Source organism: Arcanobacterium hippocoleae (assembly GCF_040360365.1).
Taxonomy (GTDB): Bacteria; Actinomycetota; Actinomycetes; order Actinomycetales; family Actinomycetaceae; genus Arcanobacterium_A; species Arcanobacterium_A hippocoleae_A.
In genome coordinates, this window is sequence record NZ_CP136412.1 from 397,137 (window position 1) to 415,659 (window position 18,523).

Below are 18,523 nucleotides of genomic sequence, written 5' to 3' on the forward strand. Positions count from 1 at the left end.
ACTCCTAGTATTCCACATTGTTTCCAAGCTTCCTGAATTTACATTCGCTGTTTGTGCTCACTACTACCGCACGGATTGTTTCTGCAAGTTTTCCGCTAACATTTCTTTTGTGTGGCATACTGCTTCGCTCCAATTCGAATATCCCCGCAATTTTGTGTTGTCTTAATTAACGGAGCATTCCAAACCCGAAATGCATTCGGATGCGGATGTCCATAGTTATTTTTTCCTACAGAAATCAGTGAAATTTGCGGTTTCACAATACTCGCCAGCTTTTCAGACTGACTCCGTGCTCCATGATGGGCTACAATCACGCACGAAAATTCACCAATCTCCGGATGCGCCAACCGATTTTGAATTTCTGCCGGCACATCTGATAACACCAGCACACGCTGAGTTTTTAATCGTAATTCCAGTACAAGTGAATCAGTGTTTGTATCATTTTCTCCGCCAAGTGCGTGATTCGGACTTAAAATATCAATCCACGTATCATATTTCGCTCCTGTCCGTACTTCCGCTACCTTTATTTTGAATTCATCAGCAAGTTTTTTAACCACGCAAAACGATATTTCGGATTTTTATTCTCACTCACCCAAATTTCCCGTACCTGTGCGTGTTTTAGCACTGCTGCAAAACCGCCGACATGATCCGCATCAAGATGCGAAATCACTAACAGATCTAAATTTTTGACACTATTCCGGCGCAAACAGGCTGCAGCATTGCTCTTTTCCGGGCCGGTATCGATGAGAATTGTTTTGCCATTATTCCGCGCAAGCAATCCGGATCCTTGCCCAACATCGCATTGAATCAATTCCCAGTCAAATTTCTGCTGCACGGGAAAATCCGCGGAACAAGGAAAATACTCAATACCAATCCGCAAAATGCGCTTGCCAGCACTATCCGCCGCCTATTCCAAAAACTGTGCTTTTTTACTGCAAATATCACTTGTTTGCAATCACTGCGGCTCTGCCGCATTCCCCAAACAACAACTGCAGTTAAAATAATCAACTGAATCCCGGCAACAATCCATGGTGAAACACAAAAAGCCGGCATAAATGCCGCAAAGAATGCAACCTGTTCAACCCATTGCGCACCGAGAGCACATGGAAAAAGCAGTACGGAAGCAAGCATTGGAAAAATTGGGCTTAAGACAGCACAAATTAATCCGCCTACTGTGATTATCGGAATCACTGGTGCAACAGCAATATTTGCAAGCACTGAAAATATTGAAAGCTCGGTTTGCAGCTGCGCTGACATTGGAATCACAACTGTGCCGGCAACTAGCGGCACTATCGCCAGCTGCAGCCAAGGACGATTTTTTATCGCCGGAATAGCAGTAATTCGCGGACTGAAAATCACTATCCCCGCGGTGGTTACTGCAGACATTTGAAAGCCGATTCCCTGCGCAAGATCTGGCCAGAAAGCTGCAGCAATGATTATCCCCAAACTTAACGCCGCAATTGCACCGCTTCCCCGGCCGAATGCTAAAGCGATGAGCACTATGGCGCCCATCATTGCAGCACGCAGCACCGATGCGCTCAATCCGACTAATAAAACCAAAAAGAATAAGAAAATCCCTGCAAGCACCGCAGTAAGTTTCGGCTTTCGCCGCCCAAGAAAGAAAACCGCCATACCGATTAATAAGGAAATATGCGCACCGGAAATTGCAACCAGATGTGCCAGCCCTGCAAGCTTTACTTGCGTCTTTAAAGTATCTGAAAGCAGGCTCGCATCTCCAAGTACTATCCCCTGCAAAATACCTGCAGTATCGGGGGCGAAACTTCCAGCGGCTTGCCGGAAATTTTCCCGTATTCCAGCGAAAATATCACCGTTAAGCTGAAACGAGTTTTCCGCTGCGGCGGGCAGATGATGCGAAGCGAATCTATTTTCCGCTCCCGGCCTTTTGGGATAGTAAATATCTTGCGGAGCCGGCAAGATGAGACTTACTGCAATCCCAACAATGGCGCCCAGCATTGCACCTGCAATAGTAGTTGTGAGAATATTTTTCTGATGCCGTGTCTTAATAAGATAAGCAATCAGGATTAACAAAAAAGCCAAGATCACTGCTGTATATTTTGGATTAATCCAACCGACTCTAATAATCCAAAATACGAGCGCCGGTATTAAAAGCCGAAAATCATTCATCTCATACCGTCCATGTTAAATGGTGAGGTAGATTCGAATTTTTCGAGAGTTTTTTCGCCGATTCCGGAAATCTGCAGCAGGTCTTCAATACTTTTAAATGAACCGTTTTCTTCCCGCCAAGCCAGTATTTCCTTTGCAGTAACCGGCCCGACTCCTGGAATTTGGTCAAGCTGCGCAAGAGTTGCAGTATTTAGATTCACCTTACTCACTGTTGCGGCCGTTCCCGGATCAGCCCCGCTTTCGCTGTATTTTTCGGCGCCGCCGCCTCCGCCGTTGTTTTGCCCTTGTATTCCTGGTACTAAATTCGCAGCTTTGGTTTCCGCTAATTTCGGTACATAGATTTGTTCTCCGTCGTTAACGATTTGCGCAAGATTCACATGTGCTAAATCAGCTTCTTCTGTAGGTCCGCCAGCCGCCTTCACCGCATCGTTTATCCGTGACTTTCCCGCTATTTCTACTACCCCCGGCTGTTTAACTGCCCCGGAAACATAAACAATGATTTTTGCACTTTCAGTATTTCCCGAATCACTTTTCATTTCGGGTAAAGCATTATCGCTTTCAATTCCGTTAACATTTTCGTTATTTTTTGTTTCAGTATTCGAAGTCTCACCGGCCGGCAGGGCTTTTGCCGAGAATTCTGAATTGTAGATTCCAACTATCAGCACCGAAATTAATACCACGAGGAAAATAACTGCGAGACTAATTAAAGCGTTCTTATCTAGTCCAATACGTGCGCGTTTCAAAGTTTGTGAGTGCAAATGCGTTTCATCGCCAAGCGCCGCCGACAATGCTGCCTGCTGAAAATAGCGCATTGTCCCCTGTGAGTTTCGATTTGGTGGTGGATGTTTCATAGCATCCGTTTTATCCAGAAACAGTAATCGCTGTGAAAGCAGTGAAATATTATGTGGACTATTCAGACATTTTTTGCATTTTGTGGACAACCCGAAAACCATTAACAGCGTCAAATATAAATGCAGTCATTTCCGAATCAGCGAAATTTGGAAATGACTGCACCAAAAATATTCTGTATTGCCGGCAGCAAACTATTCAATATAACTGAGTGTGGCAGAAATCGACTTGGACGCACCCGGATGAACACGCACACTCGCCATTGAATCTGCACGATTAAACGCATCCGGCAAGTTCGAAAGCGGCTCTAATGCAAACGATTCACGAGTACCGCGCGGTAAATCATCAGCAGTAAATACATGCATTACCGGAGTGGAAATCGGTTCCTGACTCACCTTTATCCGGGCAGGAGATGCAAGACTGCGCAGAACTGTGGTTGCAACCCCGTCATTGTCTGGAATTAGCCCGCGGAAAGAATCATCAATTTGCACCGCACCGACATATTCATACTTTACTGGCGCTTGCACACCGGCATAGGCAGCTTCCCCGGCAAGCGGAATCTTCTTCGCATCCACTAAAATCTTCGTTCTTGCAGAAATTTCAAGTTCACAATTCGAAATCGTGGTCTGCCCCGGAATCTTCACATATGGATGCCATCCAAGAGAAAGCGGAATATCTGTTGTACCGGTATTGGTTGCTTCAATAACGACGGAAAGATGTTCAACACCGTCGGCACCATTTTCGAGCGAAAAAGTAACTTCTAAATGGAACGGCCACGGATAACCTTCACCGCCGGAAAAATCTGCACCGAGCACAAGCGCCGTATCAGCGGTAATAACGGAAAAATTCAAATCTTGCACAAGCCCGTGAATTGCTTCACCGTGTTCATCAAATGCTAACTGATACTGCTGCCCGTCGAAAGAATATTTTCCTGCTTTTACCCGTCCCGGCCACGGTGCAAGCACACGGCTGCGGGAGGCAACGCAAGCACGTAGCTCTTCCGCACTTTCATATCCGGCAATTACATTTTTCCCAGGCTTCGGTTCCCATGAAATGAGAGTGGCGCCAAGTTCAGTTATCAAAGCTTTAGCACCAGAATCAGCGGTAATCTGCCATGCCGGCAACCCATCAAATTCAGCGGCTTCAATATGCGCGAAACTAGATCCAGCCATTTGCGACCTTTCAAAATTAAAATTCTCGATATTTTATCGGACTTCCACCCGATTATATTGCGCTTAACAGCACTCTAAAAGACTTAGAACTTACCCTAATGTAGCACGAAAATACTGGCAAAAATGTCCAGTAACTGAAACATTTTTGCCAGCATTCAATTTTAATATTCCAAATATCAGGCAGCTGCCGAATTCTCGGATCTGCCGCCGTACAGCAGTACCGCGAAACAGCTGCACTGTATCCGTTTTCCTACGGAACGATATTCACAAGTTTCGGTGCCCGCACAATCACCTTTCGCGGTTCCCCGTCAAGGTACTGCGCCACTTTTTCCGAAGCCAAAGCCAACTCGCGCAGCTCATCTTCTGAAATATTCGGTGCAACCTCAAGCCGATCACGAACCTTCCCCTGCACCTGCACCACGCAAGTTACTGCATCATCTTCAAGCAGCGACTTGTCTGCAACCACTGGGAATGGCTCTCGGGCAATAGATTCAGCATGCCCCAGGCGCTCCCAAAGCTCCTCCGCAATATGCGGCGCTACCGGAGCTGCCATCTTCACCAATGCCTCCGCAGCCGCACGCGGCACAGCCTGACCAGTGAGATGATTATTCAGCATAATCATCTTTGCGACGGCGGTATTCACACGCATAGCTGCATAATCCTGCCCCACCTCATGAATCGTCCGCGCAAGAATCTTTTCCGTCTTCTCATCCAGCGGTTCATCTGTGATTACAAGCTCACCGGTAGTTTCGTCGATAATATTCCGCCACAAACGCTGTAAGAAACGTTGCGAACCAATAACTGCCCGAGTTTCCCACGGACGGGAAATATCCAGCGGCCCCATCGACATTTCATAAACACGGAAAGTATCGGCGCCATAGAGTGCGCACATTTCATCCGGGGTAACAATATTTTTCAGCGACTTCCCCATTTTTCCATATTCACGGTTTACTTCTTCGCCGTTCCAAACATACTTGACTTCTCCCGAGCCGTCAGCAGCTGGAACTTCGGCAACTTCATCAGCGGGAACATATTGCCCGCGTGAATCGGTGTATGCATACGCCTGCACGTACCCTTGATTAAACAACTCGTGGAAAGGTTCACAAGAAGAAACAAAACCAAGATCGAAAAGAATCTTGTGCCAGAATCGTGCATAAAGCAAGTGCAATACTGCATGTTCCACACCGCCGACATAAAGATCGGCACCGCCTGATTTCTTCACAGTTCCGCTGTCTTTAGCGGAATTTTCACTGGTATCTAACTTTGGCCCCATCCAGTATGCTTCGTTTTCCGGAGCACAGAAAACGCTGTCATTCAGCGGATCGAGATAACGCAGCTCATACCAGCAAGAACCCGCCCAATTCGGCATTGTATTTGTATCACGCTGATAGGTTTTTACCCCATCGCCCAAATCCAGCTCAACATTCACCCAATCCTGCAGCCTTCCAAGCGGCGGCTCCGGATTCGAATCTGAATCATCCGGATCGAAAGAACGCGGTGAGTAATCTGGAGTATCAGGCAAATCAACCGGAAGCATACTTTCTGGAAGTGCGTGCACACCGCCATTTTCGTCGTAAACAACCGGAAATGGTTCGCCCCAATACCGCTGCCGGCTGAACAGCCAATCCCGCAGCCGGTACGTAACCGTCGCCTCTCCCAGACCCCGCTCAGAAAGCCATGCACTAATCTTCGCCTTGCCTTCTTCCTTAAATAAGCCATTGAGTGATATTTCGCTATTCTCAGAATTGATGATTTTCCCGTCTTCCACCCACGCAGTTTCCCAATCGAAACCTTCAGCCGGCTGCATTGTTGGAATGATGTCAAGATTGAACTTCTTTGCAAAATCAAAATCGCGCTGATCATGTGCCGGCACAGCCATAATTGCACCCGTGCCGTAACCCATCATCACATAGTCTGCAGTAAATACTGGGATTTCCTTACCGTTTACTGGATTTTCAGCATAGATTCCCGTAAATACGCCCGTCTTCTGCTTTGCGGTATCTGCGCGATCCGCATCAGACTTGCGGGCAGCTGCTTCCTGGTAGGCAAAAACAGCTTCCTGCGGGGTATTTGCGCCGCATTTCCACGCTTCCCGCGTTCCTTCCGGCCACTGCGAAGGAATATTTTCCGAAACAAGCATTGGGTGTTCTGGGAAACCACCATAAACGATGCACCGAAAAGCGTGTCTGGGCGTGTTGTGAAAACAGTTAAGATTTCTGTCCCAAGTTCTCCATGTGCTTTGAAGTTTACGTTTGCACCATGCGACTTTCCAATCCAGTTGCGCTGCATTAAACGTACTTTTTCCGGCCAATTCACAAGATCAAGATCAGAAGCAAGGCGGTCTGAATATTCGGTAATGCGCATCATCCACTGCCGGAGTTTCCGCTTAAAAACTGGGAAGTTTCCGCGCTCAGAGCGCCCTTCGTTAGTTACCTCTTCATTTGCAAGCACAGTTCCAAGCCCTGGACACCAATTCACAGGAGCATAATCAATATATGCAAGACGGCGTGAATCCACTGCTGCGCGCTGTTCTTCAGAACTGAGATCATCCCACTTTGCTCCGCCGGGGAGCATGATTTCACCGTTCTGATACCCGGCAATCAGATCCGAAATCGGACGCGCCCGCCCTTTCGTCCCCGGAGTTCTCCCTGCGGCTTCCGGATCATACCAGGAGTTGAAAATCTGCAGGAAAATCCACTGGGTCCACTTCACATAGGAAATATCGGTAGTTGCAAACGAACGACGGCGTTCGTGCGAAAGTCCGAGCCGACGCAGCTGCTGACGCATATTTTCAATGTTTTCTTCGGTGGTTGCACGCGGGTGCCGCCCGGTTTGTACCGCATATTGCTCAGCCGGCAAACCAAACGCATCAAATCCCATTGTGTAAAGCACATTTTTTCCTGCATTCGCTGGTAACGCGCAACCGTATCGGTAGCAATATAGCCAAGCGGGTGTCCGACATGTAAACCTTTACCGGAAGGATATGGGAACATATCGAGGAGAAAATATGATTCTTTCGGAAGCTCTTTATCCGGATCCGCAAGCTCTCCTACCGGATTCGGCGCGTTAAAAGTACCTTCCTTATCCCAGCGATCCTGCCATTTTACTTCAATTTTGTTGGCAAAATCAGCTGTGTAGCGATACGGGAAAGACGCTTCCATCGTTTCGTTACTCATCTTTTACTCCTTGATTTTTCTCTGAACTTCACAAAATTTTTGAATAAATAACCAAAATTCCGAATAGAGATATTTACTCCAAAATTTTCGCTTTTAGTTTCCCCTCGGCTCGCACATCGAAATCTATCAAATCGAGAGCAGCGCCAGGTTTCGCTTGTTTCGCTCAATCTTATCGCAGGCAAGCGTTTTCACTCAGATTTGTCTTATCTGATGACGGAAAGCTCACTAATCGTATGTTTTTCACCAGACTTTTCACTAAACTGAAACTATGAGTATTTTTTCAAAGATTATCGCCGGTGAAGTTCCAGGACGGTTCGTTTGGGAAGACGAAGTTTGTGCAGCATTTGCCACAATTGAACCGGCAGAACCTGGTCATGTGCTTGTGGTTCCGCGTAAAGAAGTTGATAAATACAGCGATTTAGATCCGCAGACTTTTGCACATCTGGCAAATGTTTCCCAAATAATCGGGCGTGCCCAAGAAAACGCTTTCGGTGTACCGCGTGCGATTATTTCGATCCTCGGTTTTGACGTACCGCATACTCATATTCACGTGATTCCTGCTACTGCGGAAACCGTCGCAAAATTGGGTAAAGAGCAGATTGCCGCCGGAGCTGCGCTTGATGCTGCGATGGAAAAACTCCGCACAGCTCTGTGTAAGCTTGGTTATGAATCAAATGTGCCCGTAAGTATGCATAAACTTTCCTAACCGTTAGCTAAATTCTCCGCCGTCTACGGCAGCGCGTGCAGAAAATCTGAAGCGAGGCAACAAAATCCGGCAGATTCGGTCTGTGCGCAGGAAAAAGCAGAAGAAACTCGTTATGCGGTTAAAATAGCCGCATAATAATATCCCAAAGCGCGAACACACCGGTTACTACTACCGTGAGATAAATTGCAGTAAGCGCAACGCTTTGGTTGCGTACCAGGAATCGACCGGCATCTTTTGCTTTGCCGCTGCCGAAATGCTCTGCTTGCAGTGCACGTGAAATAAACAGATAGAGCGTCGGAATTGCCGCAATCCATACACAAACGCAGTACGGACAAAGTGCAGCTTTCACGAAAAATGACTGATACATAAACCAAACCAGCCAGATTGCAGCGAAACCTGAGCTAATCGCGAGAATCCGCCAAAGGAATCTTGGCAGTGCCGACCCGCCGAGCAGCACCAGTGAAAGCAGCGCTAAGGCACTGAAAGCACCAAATCCGACCACTGAATTAGATACTCCAAAGAACACCTGGTTTTGCCAAACACTAAACCAGTCACTGCAGCCAATCAACGGGTTTACATCGCACACGAGAGCCGTGTCCGGGTTCATTAAATACTGTTTTTCGGTCATAATCAGCGCGAGTGAAGCAGATAAACCGATTAACGAACAAAGCAAAAGTGTTATCGATGCTGTGCGAGTTGCACCGCCGGAAAGCTGATGCGCACTGGGGTCTCCGCGGAGAGACGCAAGTCGGGAATTAAGCTCAGATTCAGCTTGAAAATCTGCACTTTCCGCGTTTATTTCCAGATAGTCAGTACTAATTCGCCTTATCGCCACTGGAACCCCCATAGTTTACTAATTCGTACTTATGCTAGTTCTTTTGCCTGCGCTGCAAGATACCGAACAGCAACATATTATGCCTGCTTAAATCTACCGCATTCTACAGTTTTCTTTATTTAGATAAACAATTTGTCTCTGAAATTTTCGCCCAGAGATTAGGATTTTATCTCCGGAAACCAGAAATTATAACTTGGATACTGGAAACCAGTAATATCCCAAGTAACATGAACGCAGTGAAAAATAGCTACATTGGTGGTGTCCTGCTTAATGCCGATTACCCCGGCACTCCCGAAAGGTGCATTAGATTGCCCAAGTGTCTAGGATTATGGCGAAAGTTAAGAGTCGTAAGGAGTACTATTTTGCAGTACCTAAGCAAAAACACGCAAAATCAATCACAGGCCGATAAGCATATCGAATCCGGACTTCCGCAGCCGCTGCGCACAGCTGGAGCATGGAGCTGGCGGGTAATCGTCATTGCGGTTGCTCTTTCCGGATTGGTTTGGATTTCAGGTCAATTCTCCACAATTATTATCGCGTTAATGGTAGCGCTGCTAATTGCAGTGGTTGCGGAACCTGTTGCCGCAAAAATGCGGAATGCATGGGGATTTCCCCGGTAGTCGCTGCCGCAATCACATTATTCGCCGCCGTCGTAATCTTGGCCGCAATGATTGGCGGATCAGGTACCGGACTTTATCAAGGTTTTTATGATTTAAAAGATAATGTGCAAACCGGCATTGACACGCTCATCAACTGGATTGGCGACGAGTTCCCCGACTACGAACAGCAGCTAACCAGGTTTTGGGAACAAGCACAGTCATTTTTAACTACTAATTCCAGTCAGATTCTCGGCGGTTTCCTCGCTTTCTCCAACTCTGTAACCACTTTTCTCACTGGTGCGATGGTCACGTTCTTTTCGCTGTTTTTCTTTTTGAAAGACGGACGCGGTCTGTGGCAATGGTGCGTGCGCCTTTTCCCTACCAAATACCGTGATGCAGCAAATGAATCCGGCATCCGAATTTGGGTCACGGTCGGTAATTACACTCGGACCCAAGCAATCGTTGCCATCGTTGATGCAATCGGCATTGCGGCAATCGCAATGATTCTTGGAACTCCGATTTCGCTGGCTCTGCCAATTGCAGTGCTCGTATTTATCGGCGCATTCATTCCAATTGTTGGTTCTTTAGTTTCCGGTTCCGCCGCCGTATTGGTAGTGCTTGTGAACACAGGAAACATCTGGATGGCTGCAGCAATGGTCGGCGGCGTACTGTTTATCCAGCAGATTGAAGGTAATATCTTACAGCCAATTCTCCAAGGAAACGCATTAAACTTACATCCGCTGGCAATTTTGCTTCTCGTGATGGCTGGATCAGGGATAGCTGGTATCGTTGGTGCGCTTTTCGTTGTTCCAATTGCTGCAGCTTTCAACTCCGTCGTGCTCTATCTAAACGGTCACGATATCTACCCGTATCTTGACAGTGATCCGAACCGTCCTGGAGGTCCGAAGAAGCCGTTTGCCGAATATTCCAAAGAGCACTGGGAAAAGTTCAACGAAAAAGTTGTCCAGCATGAAAGCCCGAAAGTCCGCAAGCGGTTAAAGAAAATGGAGAAGAAAGCAAAACGGCAGGCTGCGAAATAATACTGGCTGCCGCAGTGCTGCCGCTATAATACTTAGATAAGTATTTCACTTTTGGCAATCATATTTGGAAAGGTTTGATTTATGGCAACTCCGCATATTAACGCAGAAAAGGGTGATTTCGCTCCTGCAGTTCTGATGCCGGGCGATCCGAAACGCGCCCAGCGAATGGCGCAGCAGCTGATGCCGGAAGCAAAGCTGGTAACAGATGTGCGCGGAATACTCGGATTTACTGGCGAAGTGAACGGGAAGCCGCTTTCGATTATGGCATCAGGCATGGGGCAGCCCTCGCTTTCAATTTATGTGAATGAGCTTTTCATGGAATACGGTGTGGAGCGTATTATTCGTGTCGGTACATGCGGCGGAATTTCACCCCGCGTCAAAACCGGCGACGTAATAATTGCTAATGGCGCACACTATGAGGGCGTGATGAATACCTACTGGGCGCCGAATATTCATTATTCCGCTATCGCCGACTTTGAACTCGTACGCGCAGCTGCAGACGCTGCAGGTGACGATGCAGACGTGGTTGTAGCGCCAATTGTTTCCCGTGACCGCTTCTACGGAGTTGACCCGGATGAAAACAGAGCATTGGCAGCCGCAGGAACAATGGGAATTGAAATGGAAGCCGGTGCTCTGTACGGGTTAGCATCCCGCTATGGAAAACAAGCTCTTGCAGTATTAACAGTTTCTGATCATTTATTTGATTCCGCTCCGGATATGACGGCCGAAGAACGCGAATCAAACTTCCAGAAAGCTCTCAAACTGGCATTAGCTGCAGCACACTGCTGAGCAAATTTAGCTGATATAATCGATTTTTAATCAAACTCGGGCAGCCAAATATTCTTTATTGCGCAGCCGCGTGCATCTTCCTGGAGCGAGTTCAAATGCAAGAAACACAACTGAGCCAATCAAATGAAGATTACTTGAAGAATATTTGGCTGCTTGGAGAGCAGATTGGGAAAGCAGTCGGAGTCCGCGCACTGGCGAGACGGATGCGTTTAAGTCCGTCGACGGTTTCAGAAGCGATGAAGAAGCTCACCGAGCACGGGTATGTTGACCATCACCGTTATGCGGGAATTACACTGACCGAAACCGGCCGCAAAATTGCAATCCAAATGGCGCGTAAACACCGGCTAATCGAAACCTATCTGGTCCGGCAGCTTAATTACGGCTGGGATGAAGTACATGATGAGGCGGAGGCGCTTGAGCATGCCGTTTCGAATCAATTTGTCGCACGAATTGATGAAATTCTCGGATATCCCGAAACTGATCCGCATGGTGATCCAATTCCCAATGCCGACGGCAAGATTTCTCATATTCCGCTCAAACTCTTAAGCGAAATTGACAAAATCGGTGTTGTGAAGATTCAGCGGGTATCTGATGAAGATTCTGAAGTTTTGGCTTATCTTGCGGAAGCGAAACTTCTCCCCGGAACTAGATGCGAAATCAAATCTATTTCCCAGACTCTTGGATCAATTACGCTCACGCCCTATACCAACACGCATCCCCGGCAGCCTGCATCTGATTTACAGATTACTTTTCCGGTTGCAAAACATATTTGGGTTGCTGCAGATTGATGGGGTTTGATACGGTAAACGCTAATTTGGCTGGATGATAATTTGCGGGAAATATGTACTCAGCAAGCAGCGTGACCAACCCCTCACTGCTCCAATTTTTATAATGTATTTTCTTTTTAATCGGCAGGCTGCAGCCAAAATTTAGAATTCAAAATATCCTCCGAATTGTGAAATATATTTTTCTAATTTGTACTTTTTAAAAAAGTAGTGCAATCTTTAAGTAGACATCAAGAGCAGTAGAGAGACTTGGCTCAAAGAAACTGCAGCAACCCGGGTGGCCGGGTGCTAATGCCAAGAACGATGGGGGAAAAATGATTGAACTCAAAGAAGTTACAAAGATTTATCCAAGAAAAGGTGCGCAGGACGTTACTGCACTTGACCATTTGACTTTAAACATTACACAAGGTGAAATACACGGTATTGTCGGGGAATCCGGTGCAGGTAAGTCGACTTTGATTCGTTGTCTTACAGCACTTGAACGTCCCACATCCGGCGCTATTTTGCTTGACGGGAAAGATTTTACAAAGCTTTCGGAAAGAATTGCGCCGCGCACGCCGCAATATCGGTATGGTCTTTCAAGGAGCAAATCTCCTTGATTCGCGCACTGCCGGCGAAAATGTGGCCTACCCGTTGAAAATTTCTGGTGTTGATGCTGCTGAGCGGAAAGCCCGCGTGAAAGATTTGTTCGAACTAATTGGTCTTTCCGGACGCGAGTCTTCTTATCCGGCACAGCTTTCCGGCGGTCAGCGGCAGCGTGTTGGAATTGCGCGGGCACTTGCAGATGAACCAGCGGTAATTCTTGCTGATGAACCAACATCCGCGCTTGATATGGAAACCACAGATCAGATTTTGACGCTGCTGAAAGACGTGCGGGACCGGCTCGGAGTCACAGTGGTTGTAATTACGCATGAAATGTCTGTTGTGCGTAAAATTTGCGACTCAGTTACTTTACTGGAGTCCGGCAAAATTGTGGCGTCGGATAAAATTTCGGCAGCGGTGGCAAACCCTGATTCTCCGCTTAGTTTGAAACTCGTACCGCTTCCGGAAGTAGATTACACTCACCTTTCCGGACAAACTGTAATTGATTTATTTTTTACTGCGCATCCGGGCGAGCCTGCCGGTTCAAAGGTAATTAGTCTTGTTTCACATTTGAACGCAGATATTGCTTCCGGATTTTTTGAGACGATTGGCGATGTCCAAGTTTCACGCCTAGCTGTGACTGTGCCAAAAGCACATGGACGGGAAACAATTGCAAAATTGCGTGCAAACGGAATCTTTGCACAGGAGCGTGATCATGCTGAATAGTTCGCTTATTAATGTTAGTCAAACGCTGCTTCCAATTTTCACCGCTGAGGGCACTTGGTTTGCAAATCCTGCTATTCAGCAGCTGCTGCTGCCGGCGATATGGGAAACCATTGTGATGGTGTTCGTCTCCACATTAGCGACGGTAATTATTGGTCTCCCGCTTGGCATTTTTCTTTCTGAAACACGCAAAGGCGGAGTGATTGAATCACCGACGGTAAATCGGATGATTGGGATTTTAATAAATCTCGGCCGTGCAATTCCGTTTATTATCCTCGCAATTATTGTGCTCTTTTTGATTCGTGCGCTTAGTTTGCCTTGGCTGAAAGCAATTGGCTGGCCAGCTTTCACTTTAGCGCTGATAGTTTCTGCAGTGCCGTATTTTGCGCGCCTTGTTGAATCGAATCTGTTATCCGTAGAACACGGTAAGGTTGAAGCGGCTCAGATGATGGGCGCGAGTCGATTACGGATTATGACTGACGTGCTCGTCCGTGAAGCACTGCCGTCGATTATTCAGTCGATTACAATTCTTGCAATCACGATTATCGGATACTCCGCAATGGCACCGGCAGTAGGCGCCGGCGGTCTCGGTGCTTTGGCAATTAACTATGGATATCAAAGATATGATTTCGATGTAATCATTATCGTCGTGGTTATTGTGCTGATTTTTGTACAAATCGTCCAGATGATTGGCGACATGTTTAGCCGGTTGGCAGACCACCGCTAAGGCATCTCCAACCGGTAACGGCAAGCTGAAGCTTGCGGATCATCTTTGGATAGTCTCCTGCTTTGAATATGTAATTAACAGCTGGATTTTTGCTGTATTTACGGTTTCGGGTTTCCAAAAAGTCTGAAACAACAGATATTTTCACTGGTATCGTTTTCACTGACTGATACGCTTTCAGCATTTTCTTGCACACGCCTTAGCAGAGAAAAACTGAATTTTGCAAGCAAATAAACCAAAATTTCGTACACAAATAGTATTGAAAGCACACAACGAAAAGGAAATAAAAATGAAAAAACTACAAAAGTTTTCTGCGCTGCTTACAGCCGCACTCCTGGCGCTCACAGCCTGCACTGCCAACGCCGATAAGAAAGCTGCAGATAATACGAGTACTGCAGGAGAGGTAACGCTTACCGTGGGTGCTTCCCCGGTTCCGCACGTCGAAATTCTTGAATTCGTGCAGAAAGAGCTGGCAAAGGACGCCGGAATTACGCTCGATATTAGGCCGTACACCGATTATGTGCAGCCAAATGCAGCACTCGATTCTGGTGAGCTCGACGCAAACTTTTTCCAGACACCAAACTATCTTGAAAGTGAAATTGCAGAGAAAGGATACAAGTTTGAAAAAGGTAAGGGTGTTCATATCGAACCGCTTGCACTTTATTCTGCAAATTTCAAAAAAGTTGATGAGATTCCCGACGGCGGAACTATCGTGGTAAATAATGATCCGGCAAATCAAACCCGCGGTTTAAAGCTGCTTGAAGCTGCCGGGTTAATTAAACTTGATACGTCAAAAAACTTCCGGCAATTATCGATATTACTGAAAATTCAAAGAATTTAAATATTGTCGAGGCTGAAGGCGCAGCAATTCCCGTGCAGCTTCCAGATGTAGACGCTGCCGTGATTAACGGTAATTTTGCCCTTGAAGCTGGGTTGAAGCCGGCTGATTCACTGTTTATTGAGCTATCTGAAGACAGCCCATATACCAATATTCTTGTTTGGAAAGGCGATAGCGAAAAGATTGCTGCGATTAAGAAGCTTGATGATCTTCTCCACAGCGAGGAAGTCAAGAAATTTATCGAAAACAAGTATCCGGATAAGAACGTGATTCCAGCTTTCTAATAGCGTTTGGATTGCGAAGTTCGCACAATAAATCTTGGGGGCAGGTTTTTGAACCTGCCTCCTCTCCTATTGGCTCTTTACATTTCGTTTGCGCTGCGGGTGCCGGTTGACGTAACTAGTAACGAAATCTGCTTTGGCTGACGTAACAAACGGCATAATCGATTCGGGATTACGTAACTGATAGCAAAATGACTGCGGGATTACGTAACTGATGGCAAAGTTCGCGCAGCGTTACGTAACTGGTGGCGAAATGCGTGGTTTTGTATAACGACGGGAGAGCCGTCGTTATCATGAGCTTGTGACCAGCACAAATATAATCGCTTCCGCCGGCGAAAAACACAGCCTGAGTTCCCACCACCAGCTACGTAACGAACCAGGAAATATCCGTCGGATTAGCAAACCGGGAAGATACACCGGCTTAACAAACCGGGAAACACGCGCCAGCCTGGCACACTCCGACTAAACCTAACCAACCAACCGCCCGCGCAGACACTGAACACAAGCCGGGAGAAAACCAGAATAAGACCACGCAGTGCAGTTAAAAATACTTTTAAAAACACTTTCCGCAAAAACAACAATGACCATCCGCCTCGCACGCCACACCGCCCGCACACTCATCATCCGCACACCCGCACACGCTGCCCCCACTCCATAAACAAAAATACGGAAAATCCCGATTTTGCAGATATGAATTTGCAGGCGTTATTTCGTTATATTACAGGCTGCACTGCAAACCGATTATTTTATTAGCTCCGTGCAGTTAATTATCAAGCCCAGCAGCAATTGCGGCAGCAATCTGATCAACGATATCGTTGTATTCGACATCATCAGAGCTTAAAGTGACTTCCGCACCGGATTCAATACCAAGTGTCATAATCGAAAGCAATGAATCAGCAGGTTCACCGTTAAGCAATACGTGTCCGCCAGTGTTTGCAGCCATCTGCGCCACTTTTGCTGCAGGGCGCGCGTGCAATCCGACGGCATCAGCTACGCGCACTGTACGTGTGTATTTGACTTTTTGTAATCTGAAGTCGCATTGATATTTTCGATATCAGCAGAAGTATCCGCAATGAAAATATTTACCGAATCTCGCGCAGCTTGCGCACATTCCGGCAAATTCTTTCCGCCTTGCGCTGCAGCTGAAGCAGCAACAGCAGCCTCCACAAAAGGTGCGTTTACAAATATCACCCGTTCATCGTCAAGGAAATCAAGCACTGACTCGACGGTCATTGTTGCTGAACCAAGATCTGTCAGTATCAGGACCTCACTGCCTTCCCGCCGCAAATCTCCAACCGCAGTATTGATTTTGTCGAATGATGTGCCGATTCCGCCATCATCAAGCCCGCCAGCCGCGACTATTTTTACATCATGTGCCATTTGCGCGGCAAGTTCACGCAATCCGGCAGCGAGTTGCTGCGAATGCGACACTAACACTAAAGATACTGGCATTATCCGGCCGCCTTTACCGCAGCACGCAAAATATAGGCGGAAGATACCGCTCCCGGATCCAGGTGTCCGCGAGAACGTTCACCCAGATATGAGGCTCTTCCCTTTGTTGCCAACATTTCTTTTGTCGCAGCAGCTCCAGCTTCTGCTGCACTTGCCGCCGCCGCAAGCGCGGCTTGTGCAGTTAATCCGTTTACCGCAGCTTCTTTTGCAGCAGCGAGGGCACGAGCCCAAGCATCCACCATCGTCTTTTCACCTTCAGCAGCTTTACCGCGCACTTGGATTCCTTCCAAACCGCCCGCAAGTAAATCTGCTACTCCGTCGGCATCGAGTTCAGCTGCGGGAACTGCTTTTGCCGCGCGTAAAAATGCGGTTCCAAGCAACGGACCAGATGCACCGCCGACGGTAGACATTAGCGTCTTTGCTGTCTGTTTTAATACATCTGCAGGTGTGGCTGCTTCGAGCGTATCCAGCTCTTTTATTAAAGCCGTGAATCCGCGATCAAGGTTTTCACCGTGATCTCCGTCGCCAATTTCACGATCAAGATCTACCAGATATTCGCGCTTTTCCGCAATCATAGCTGCAGACTGACGCATCCAGGCCAGTGCCCATTTCACATCTAATGCCATTTTAATTACATCCCCTTTCGATATGCGGCTGTAGCTGCCGGCGCATCGAAAAGATCCAACATTTCCGCATCTGCGCGCAGGAGCGAAATCGAAACTCCCTGCATTTCCAGGCTGGTGATATAAGAGCCGACGAGTGAGCGCGCAATCTTAATATTTGCTTCCGCCAAACGCTGCGCGACGCGGCGATAAACGATGTATTGTTCAGAAAGCGGCGTTCCGCCCATCCCGTTTATCAGCACGATTACTTGCTGCCCTGCTTCCAGTGCAAGATCTTTCAATATTGGGTCAAGTAACTGATCGGTGATGTCGTCGGCGTTCGTCATTTCAATCCGCCGCCGTCCCGGTTCACCGTGAATCCCAATACCGATTTCAATCTCGGCATCAGTCAACTCGAATGAAGGCTTCCCTGCATGGGGAACGGTACATGCAGTTAGTGCTACACCCATCGAACGCACGTTATCAATTACACGCTGTGCAATTTCTGTAACCTTTTCGAGATTGTCTCCGCGTTCCGCACTAGCGCCGGCGATTTTTTCAACAAGCAAGGTTCCAGCCACACCTCGCCGGCCGGCCGTATAAAGCGAATCTTCCACTGCAACATCATCGTTTACAATCACTGATTTAACTTCGATGTCTTCCATTTCTGCCAGTTCTGCAGCAGTTTCAAAATTAAGTACATCGCCAGTGTAATTTTTGATAATGTGCAGCACCCCGGCACCATGATCTGCAGCCTTTGTTGCGGCAAGAATCGGGTCAGGAGTAGGCGAAGTGAATACTGCACCGGGTACAGCTGCGTCAAGCATTCCGTACCCAACGAAACCTGCATAAAGCGGTTCATGCCCAGACCCTCCGCCCGAGATAATACCGACTTTCCCTGCAGATTTTTCCGCCGCGCGACTTATGAAAAGCGGATCGTCATGCTTTTTACAATATCTGAATACGCAAGTACGAATCCTGCAACAGATTCTTCCACCACTTCATGCGGGTTGTTAATCAACTTTTTCAATGCCGGCCTCCTTGCCTATTTTGGAATATCGCTTTTCCGCAAATATTCACGCTACAAACCAATTCTATCAAAAGCGATTATTATGCACTACATCATAGTTAGCAGAATTTGCGATATCTTTTTGGATTTTCCGACCAGCGTCGATCTCGTCTTGCATCACCCAACGGCACAGACTTTCCTTGCCTGCACCAAGCTTGA

General features: G+C 47.3%; 17 protein-coding genes, 4 pseudogenes and 1 riboswitch. Of the genes and pseudogenes, 8 read left to right on the forward strand and 13 right to left on the reverse strand.

Translation table 11 applies throughout. The annotated features are described in order from the left end of the window. Nucleotides 1–95: 95 nt before the first annotated feature. The 6 genes and pseudogenes from RQN30_RS01995 to leuS form a co-directional block, all read right to left on the reverse strand. Nucleotides 96–554 (reverse strand): ComEC/Rec2 family competence protein, encoded by a 459-nt coding sequence (locus tag RQN30_RS01995; RefSeq protein ID WP_353061042.1) that lies wholly within the window; start codon nt 552–554, stop codon nt 96–98. Continuing rightward, nucleotides 521–832: a ComEC/Rec2 family competence protein gene (locus RQN30_RS02000; RefSeq protein WP_353061043.1), complete on the reverse strand. Its 312-nt coding sequence runs from the start codon at nt 830–832 to the stop codon at nt 521–523. The genes RQN30_RS01995 and RQN30_RS02000 overlap by 34 nt, the downstream gene beginning before the upstream one ends. Beyond that, nucleotides 805–2,142 carry a ComEC/Rec2 family competence protein gene (locus tag RQN30_RS02005; RefSeq protein WP_353061044.1) on the reverse strand — a complete coding sequence of 446 codons (1,338 nt, stop codon included), beginning with the start codon at nt 2,140–2,142 and terminating at the stop codon, nt 805–807. Before RQN30_RS02005 ends, RQN30_RS02000 begins: the two co-directional genes overlap by 28 nt. Continuing rightward, nucleotides 2,139–2,993 carry a helix-hairpin-helix domain-containing protein gene (locus tag RQN30_RS02010; RefSeq protein WP_353061045.1) on the reverse strand — a complete coding sequence of 285 codons (855 nt, stop codon included), beginning with the start codon at nt 2,991–2,993 and terminating at the stop codon, nt 2,139–2,141. Before RQN30_RS02010 ends, RQN30_RS02005 begins: the two co-directional genes overlap by 4 nt. A 192-nt stretch (nt 2,994–3,185) precedes the next feature. Beyond that, entirely contained in the window at nt 3,186–4,163 is a 978-nt protein-coding gene (locus RQN30_RS02015; RefSeq protein WP_353061046.1) for an aldose 1-epimerase, read from the reverse strand. 250 nt (nt 4,164–4,413) lie between these two features. Next, nucleotides 4,414–7,339 (reverse strand): annotated as a pseudogene (gene leuS, locus RQN30_RS02020) (leucine--tRNA ligase). 268 nt (nt 7,340–7,607) lie between these two features. Between leuS and RQN30_RS02025 the strand changes: the two are divergent. Next, nucleotides 7,608–8,045, forward strand: a complete 438-nt coding sequence (locus tag RQN30_RS02025; RefSeq protein ID WP_353061047.1) for an HIT family protein — start codon at nt 7,608–7,610, stop codon at nt 8,043–8,045. 118 nt (nt 8,046–8,163) lie between these two features. Here RQN30_RS02025 and RQN30_RS02030 read toward each other — a convergent pair whose 3' ends face one another. Beyond that, a complete protein-coding gene (locus RQN30_RS02030) occupies nt 8,164–8,892 on the reverse strand; it encodes a vitamin K epoxide reductase family protein (protein WP_353061048.1) in 729 nt (242 codons plus the stop codon). A gap of 350 nt (nt 8,893–9,242) precedes the next feature. Here RQN30_RS02030 and RQN30_RS02035 point away from each other — a divergent pair, with 350 nt between their 5' ends. From RQN30_RS02035 to RQN30_RS02060, 6 genes and pseudogenes are all read left to right on the forward strand, one after another. Further along, a complete protein-coding gene (locus RQN30_RS02035) occupies nt 9,243–9,500 on the forward strand; it encodes a hypothetical protein (RefSeq protein ID WP_353061049.1) in 258 nt (85 codons plus the stop codon). Then, on the forward strand, nt 9,482–10,519 hold the full coding sequence (locus RQN30_RS02040) for an AI-2E family transporter (RefSeq protein ID WP_353061050.1): 1,038 nt from the start codon (nt 9,482–9,484) through the stop codon (nt 10,517–10,519). The genes RQN30_RS02035 and RQN30_RS02040 overlap by 19 nt, the downstream gene beginning before the upstream one ends. Before the next feature lie 81 nt (nt 10,520–10,600). Further along, nucleotides 10,601–11,308: a purine-nucleoside phosphorylase gene (deoD, locus tag RQN30_RS02045; RefSeq protein ID WP_353061051.1), complete on the forward strand. Its 708-nt coding sequence runs from the start codon at nt 10,601–10,603 to the stop codon at nt 11,306–11,308. Nucleotides 11,309–11,403: 95 nt separating this feature from the next. Continuing rightward, nucleotides 11,404–12,096 (forward strand): metal-dependent transcriptional regulator, encoded by a 693-nt coding sequence (locus tag RQN30_RS02050; RefSeq protein ID WP_353061052.1) that lies wholly within the window; start codon nt 11,404–11,406, stop codon nt 12,094–12,096. A gap of 221 nt (nt 12,097–12,317) precedes the next feature. Continuing rightward, nucleotides 12,318–12,403: riboswitch (SAM riboswitch) on the forward strand. Between the two features lie 4 nt (nt 12,404–12,407). After that, nucleotides 12,408–13,401 (forward strand): annotated as a pseudogene (locus RQN30_RS02055) (methionine ABC transporter ATP-binding protein). Next, entirely contained in the window at nt 13,391–14,125 is a 735-nt protein-coding gene (locus tag RQN30_RS02060; protein WP_353061053.1) for a methionine ABC transporter permease, read from the forward strand. The pseudogene RQN30_RS02055 and the gene RQN30_RS02060 overlap by 11 nt, the downstream one beginning before the upstream one ends. Here RQN30_RS02060 and RQN30_RS02065 read toward each other — a convergent pair. Beyond that, nucleotides 14,100–14,306 (reverse strand): hypothetical protein, encoded by a 207-nt coding sequence (locus RQN30_RS02065; RefSeq protein WP_353061054.1) that lies wholly within the window; start codon nt 14,304–14,306, stop codon nt 14,100–14,102. The genes RQN30_RS02060 and RQN30_RS02065 overlap by 26 nt on opposite strands. Before the next feature lie 105 nt (nt 14,307–14,411). Here RQN30_RS02065 and RQN30_RS02070 point away from each other — a divergent pair. Next, nucleotides 14,412–15,244: pseudogene (locus RQN30_RS02070) on the forward strand (MetQ/NlpA family ABC transporter substrate-binding protein). Between the two features lie 169 nt (nt 15,245–15,413). Here the strand turns inward: RQN30_RS02070 and RQN30_RS02075 are convergent. The 5 genes and pseudogenes from RQN30_RS02075 to dhaK form a co-directional block, all read right to left on the reverse strand. After that, nucleotides 15,414–15,599, reverse strand: coding sequence for a hypothetical protein (locus tag RQN30_RS02075; RefSeq protein WP_353061055.1), 186 nt, complete (start codon nt 15,597–15,599; stop codon nt 15,414–15,416). Nucleotides 15,600–16,004: 405 nt separating this feature from the next. After that, nucleotides 16,005–16,241, reverse strand: a complete 237-nt coding sequence (locus RQN30_RS02080) for an HPr family phosphocarrier protein (RefSeq protein ID WP_353061056.1) — start codon at nt 16,239–16,241, stop codon at nt 16,005–16,007. Next, on the reverse strand, nt 16,232–16,693 hold the full coding sequence (gene dhaM, locus RQN30_RS02085; protein WP_353061057.1) for a dihydroxyacetone kinase phosphoryl donor subunit DhaM: 462 nt from the start codon (nt 16,691–16,693) through the stop codon (nt 16,232–16,234). The genes RQN30_RS02080 and dhaM overlap by 10 nt, the downstream gene beginning before the upstream one ends. Further along, nucleotides 16,693–17,319 carry a dihydroxyacetone kinase subunit DhaL gene (gene dhaL, locus RQN30_RS02090; protein ID WP_353061058.1) on the reverse strand — a complete coding sequence of 209 codons (627 nt, stop codon included), beginning with the start codon at nt 17,317–17,319 and terminating at the stop codon, nt 16,693–16,695. The genes dhaM and dhaL overlap by 1 nt, the downstream gene beginning before the upstream one ends. Before the next feature lie 5 nt (nt 17,320–17,324). Next, nucleotides 17,325–18,325: pseudogene (dhaK, locus tag RQN30_RS02095) on the reverse strand (dihydroxyacetone kinase subunit DhaK). Nucleotides 18,326–18,523: the final 198 nt, after the last annotated feature.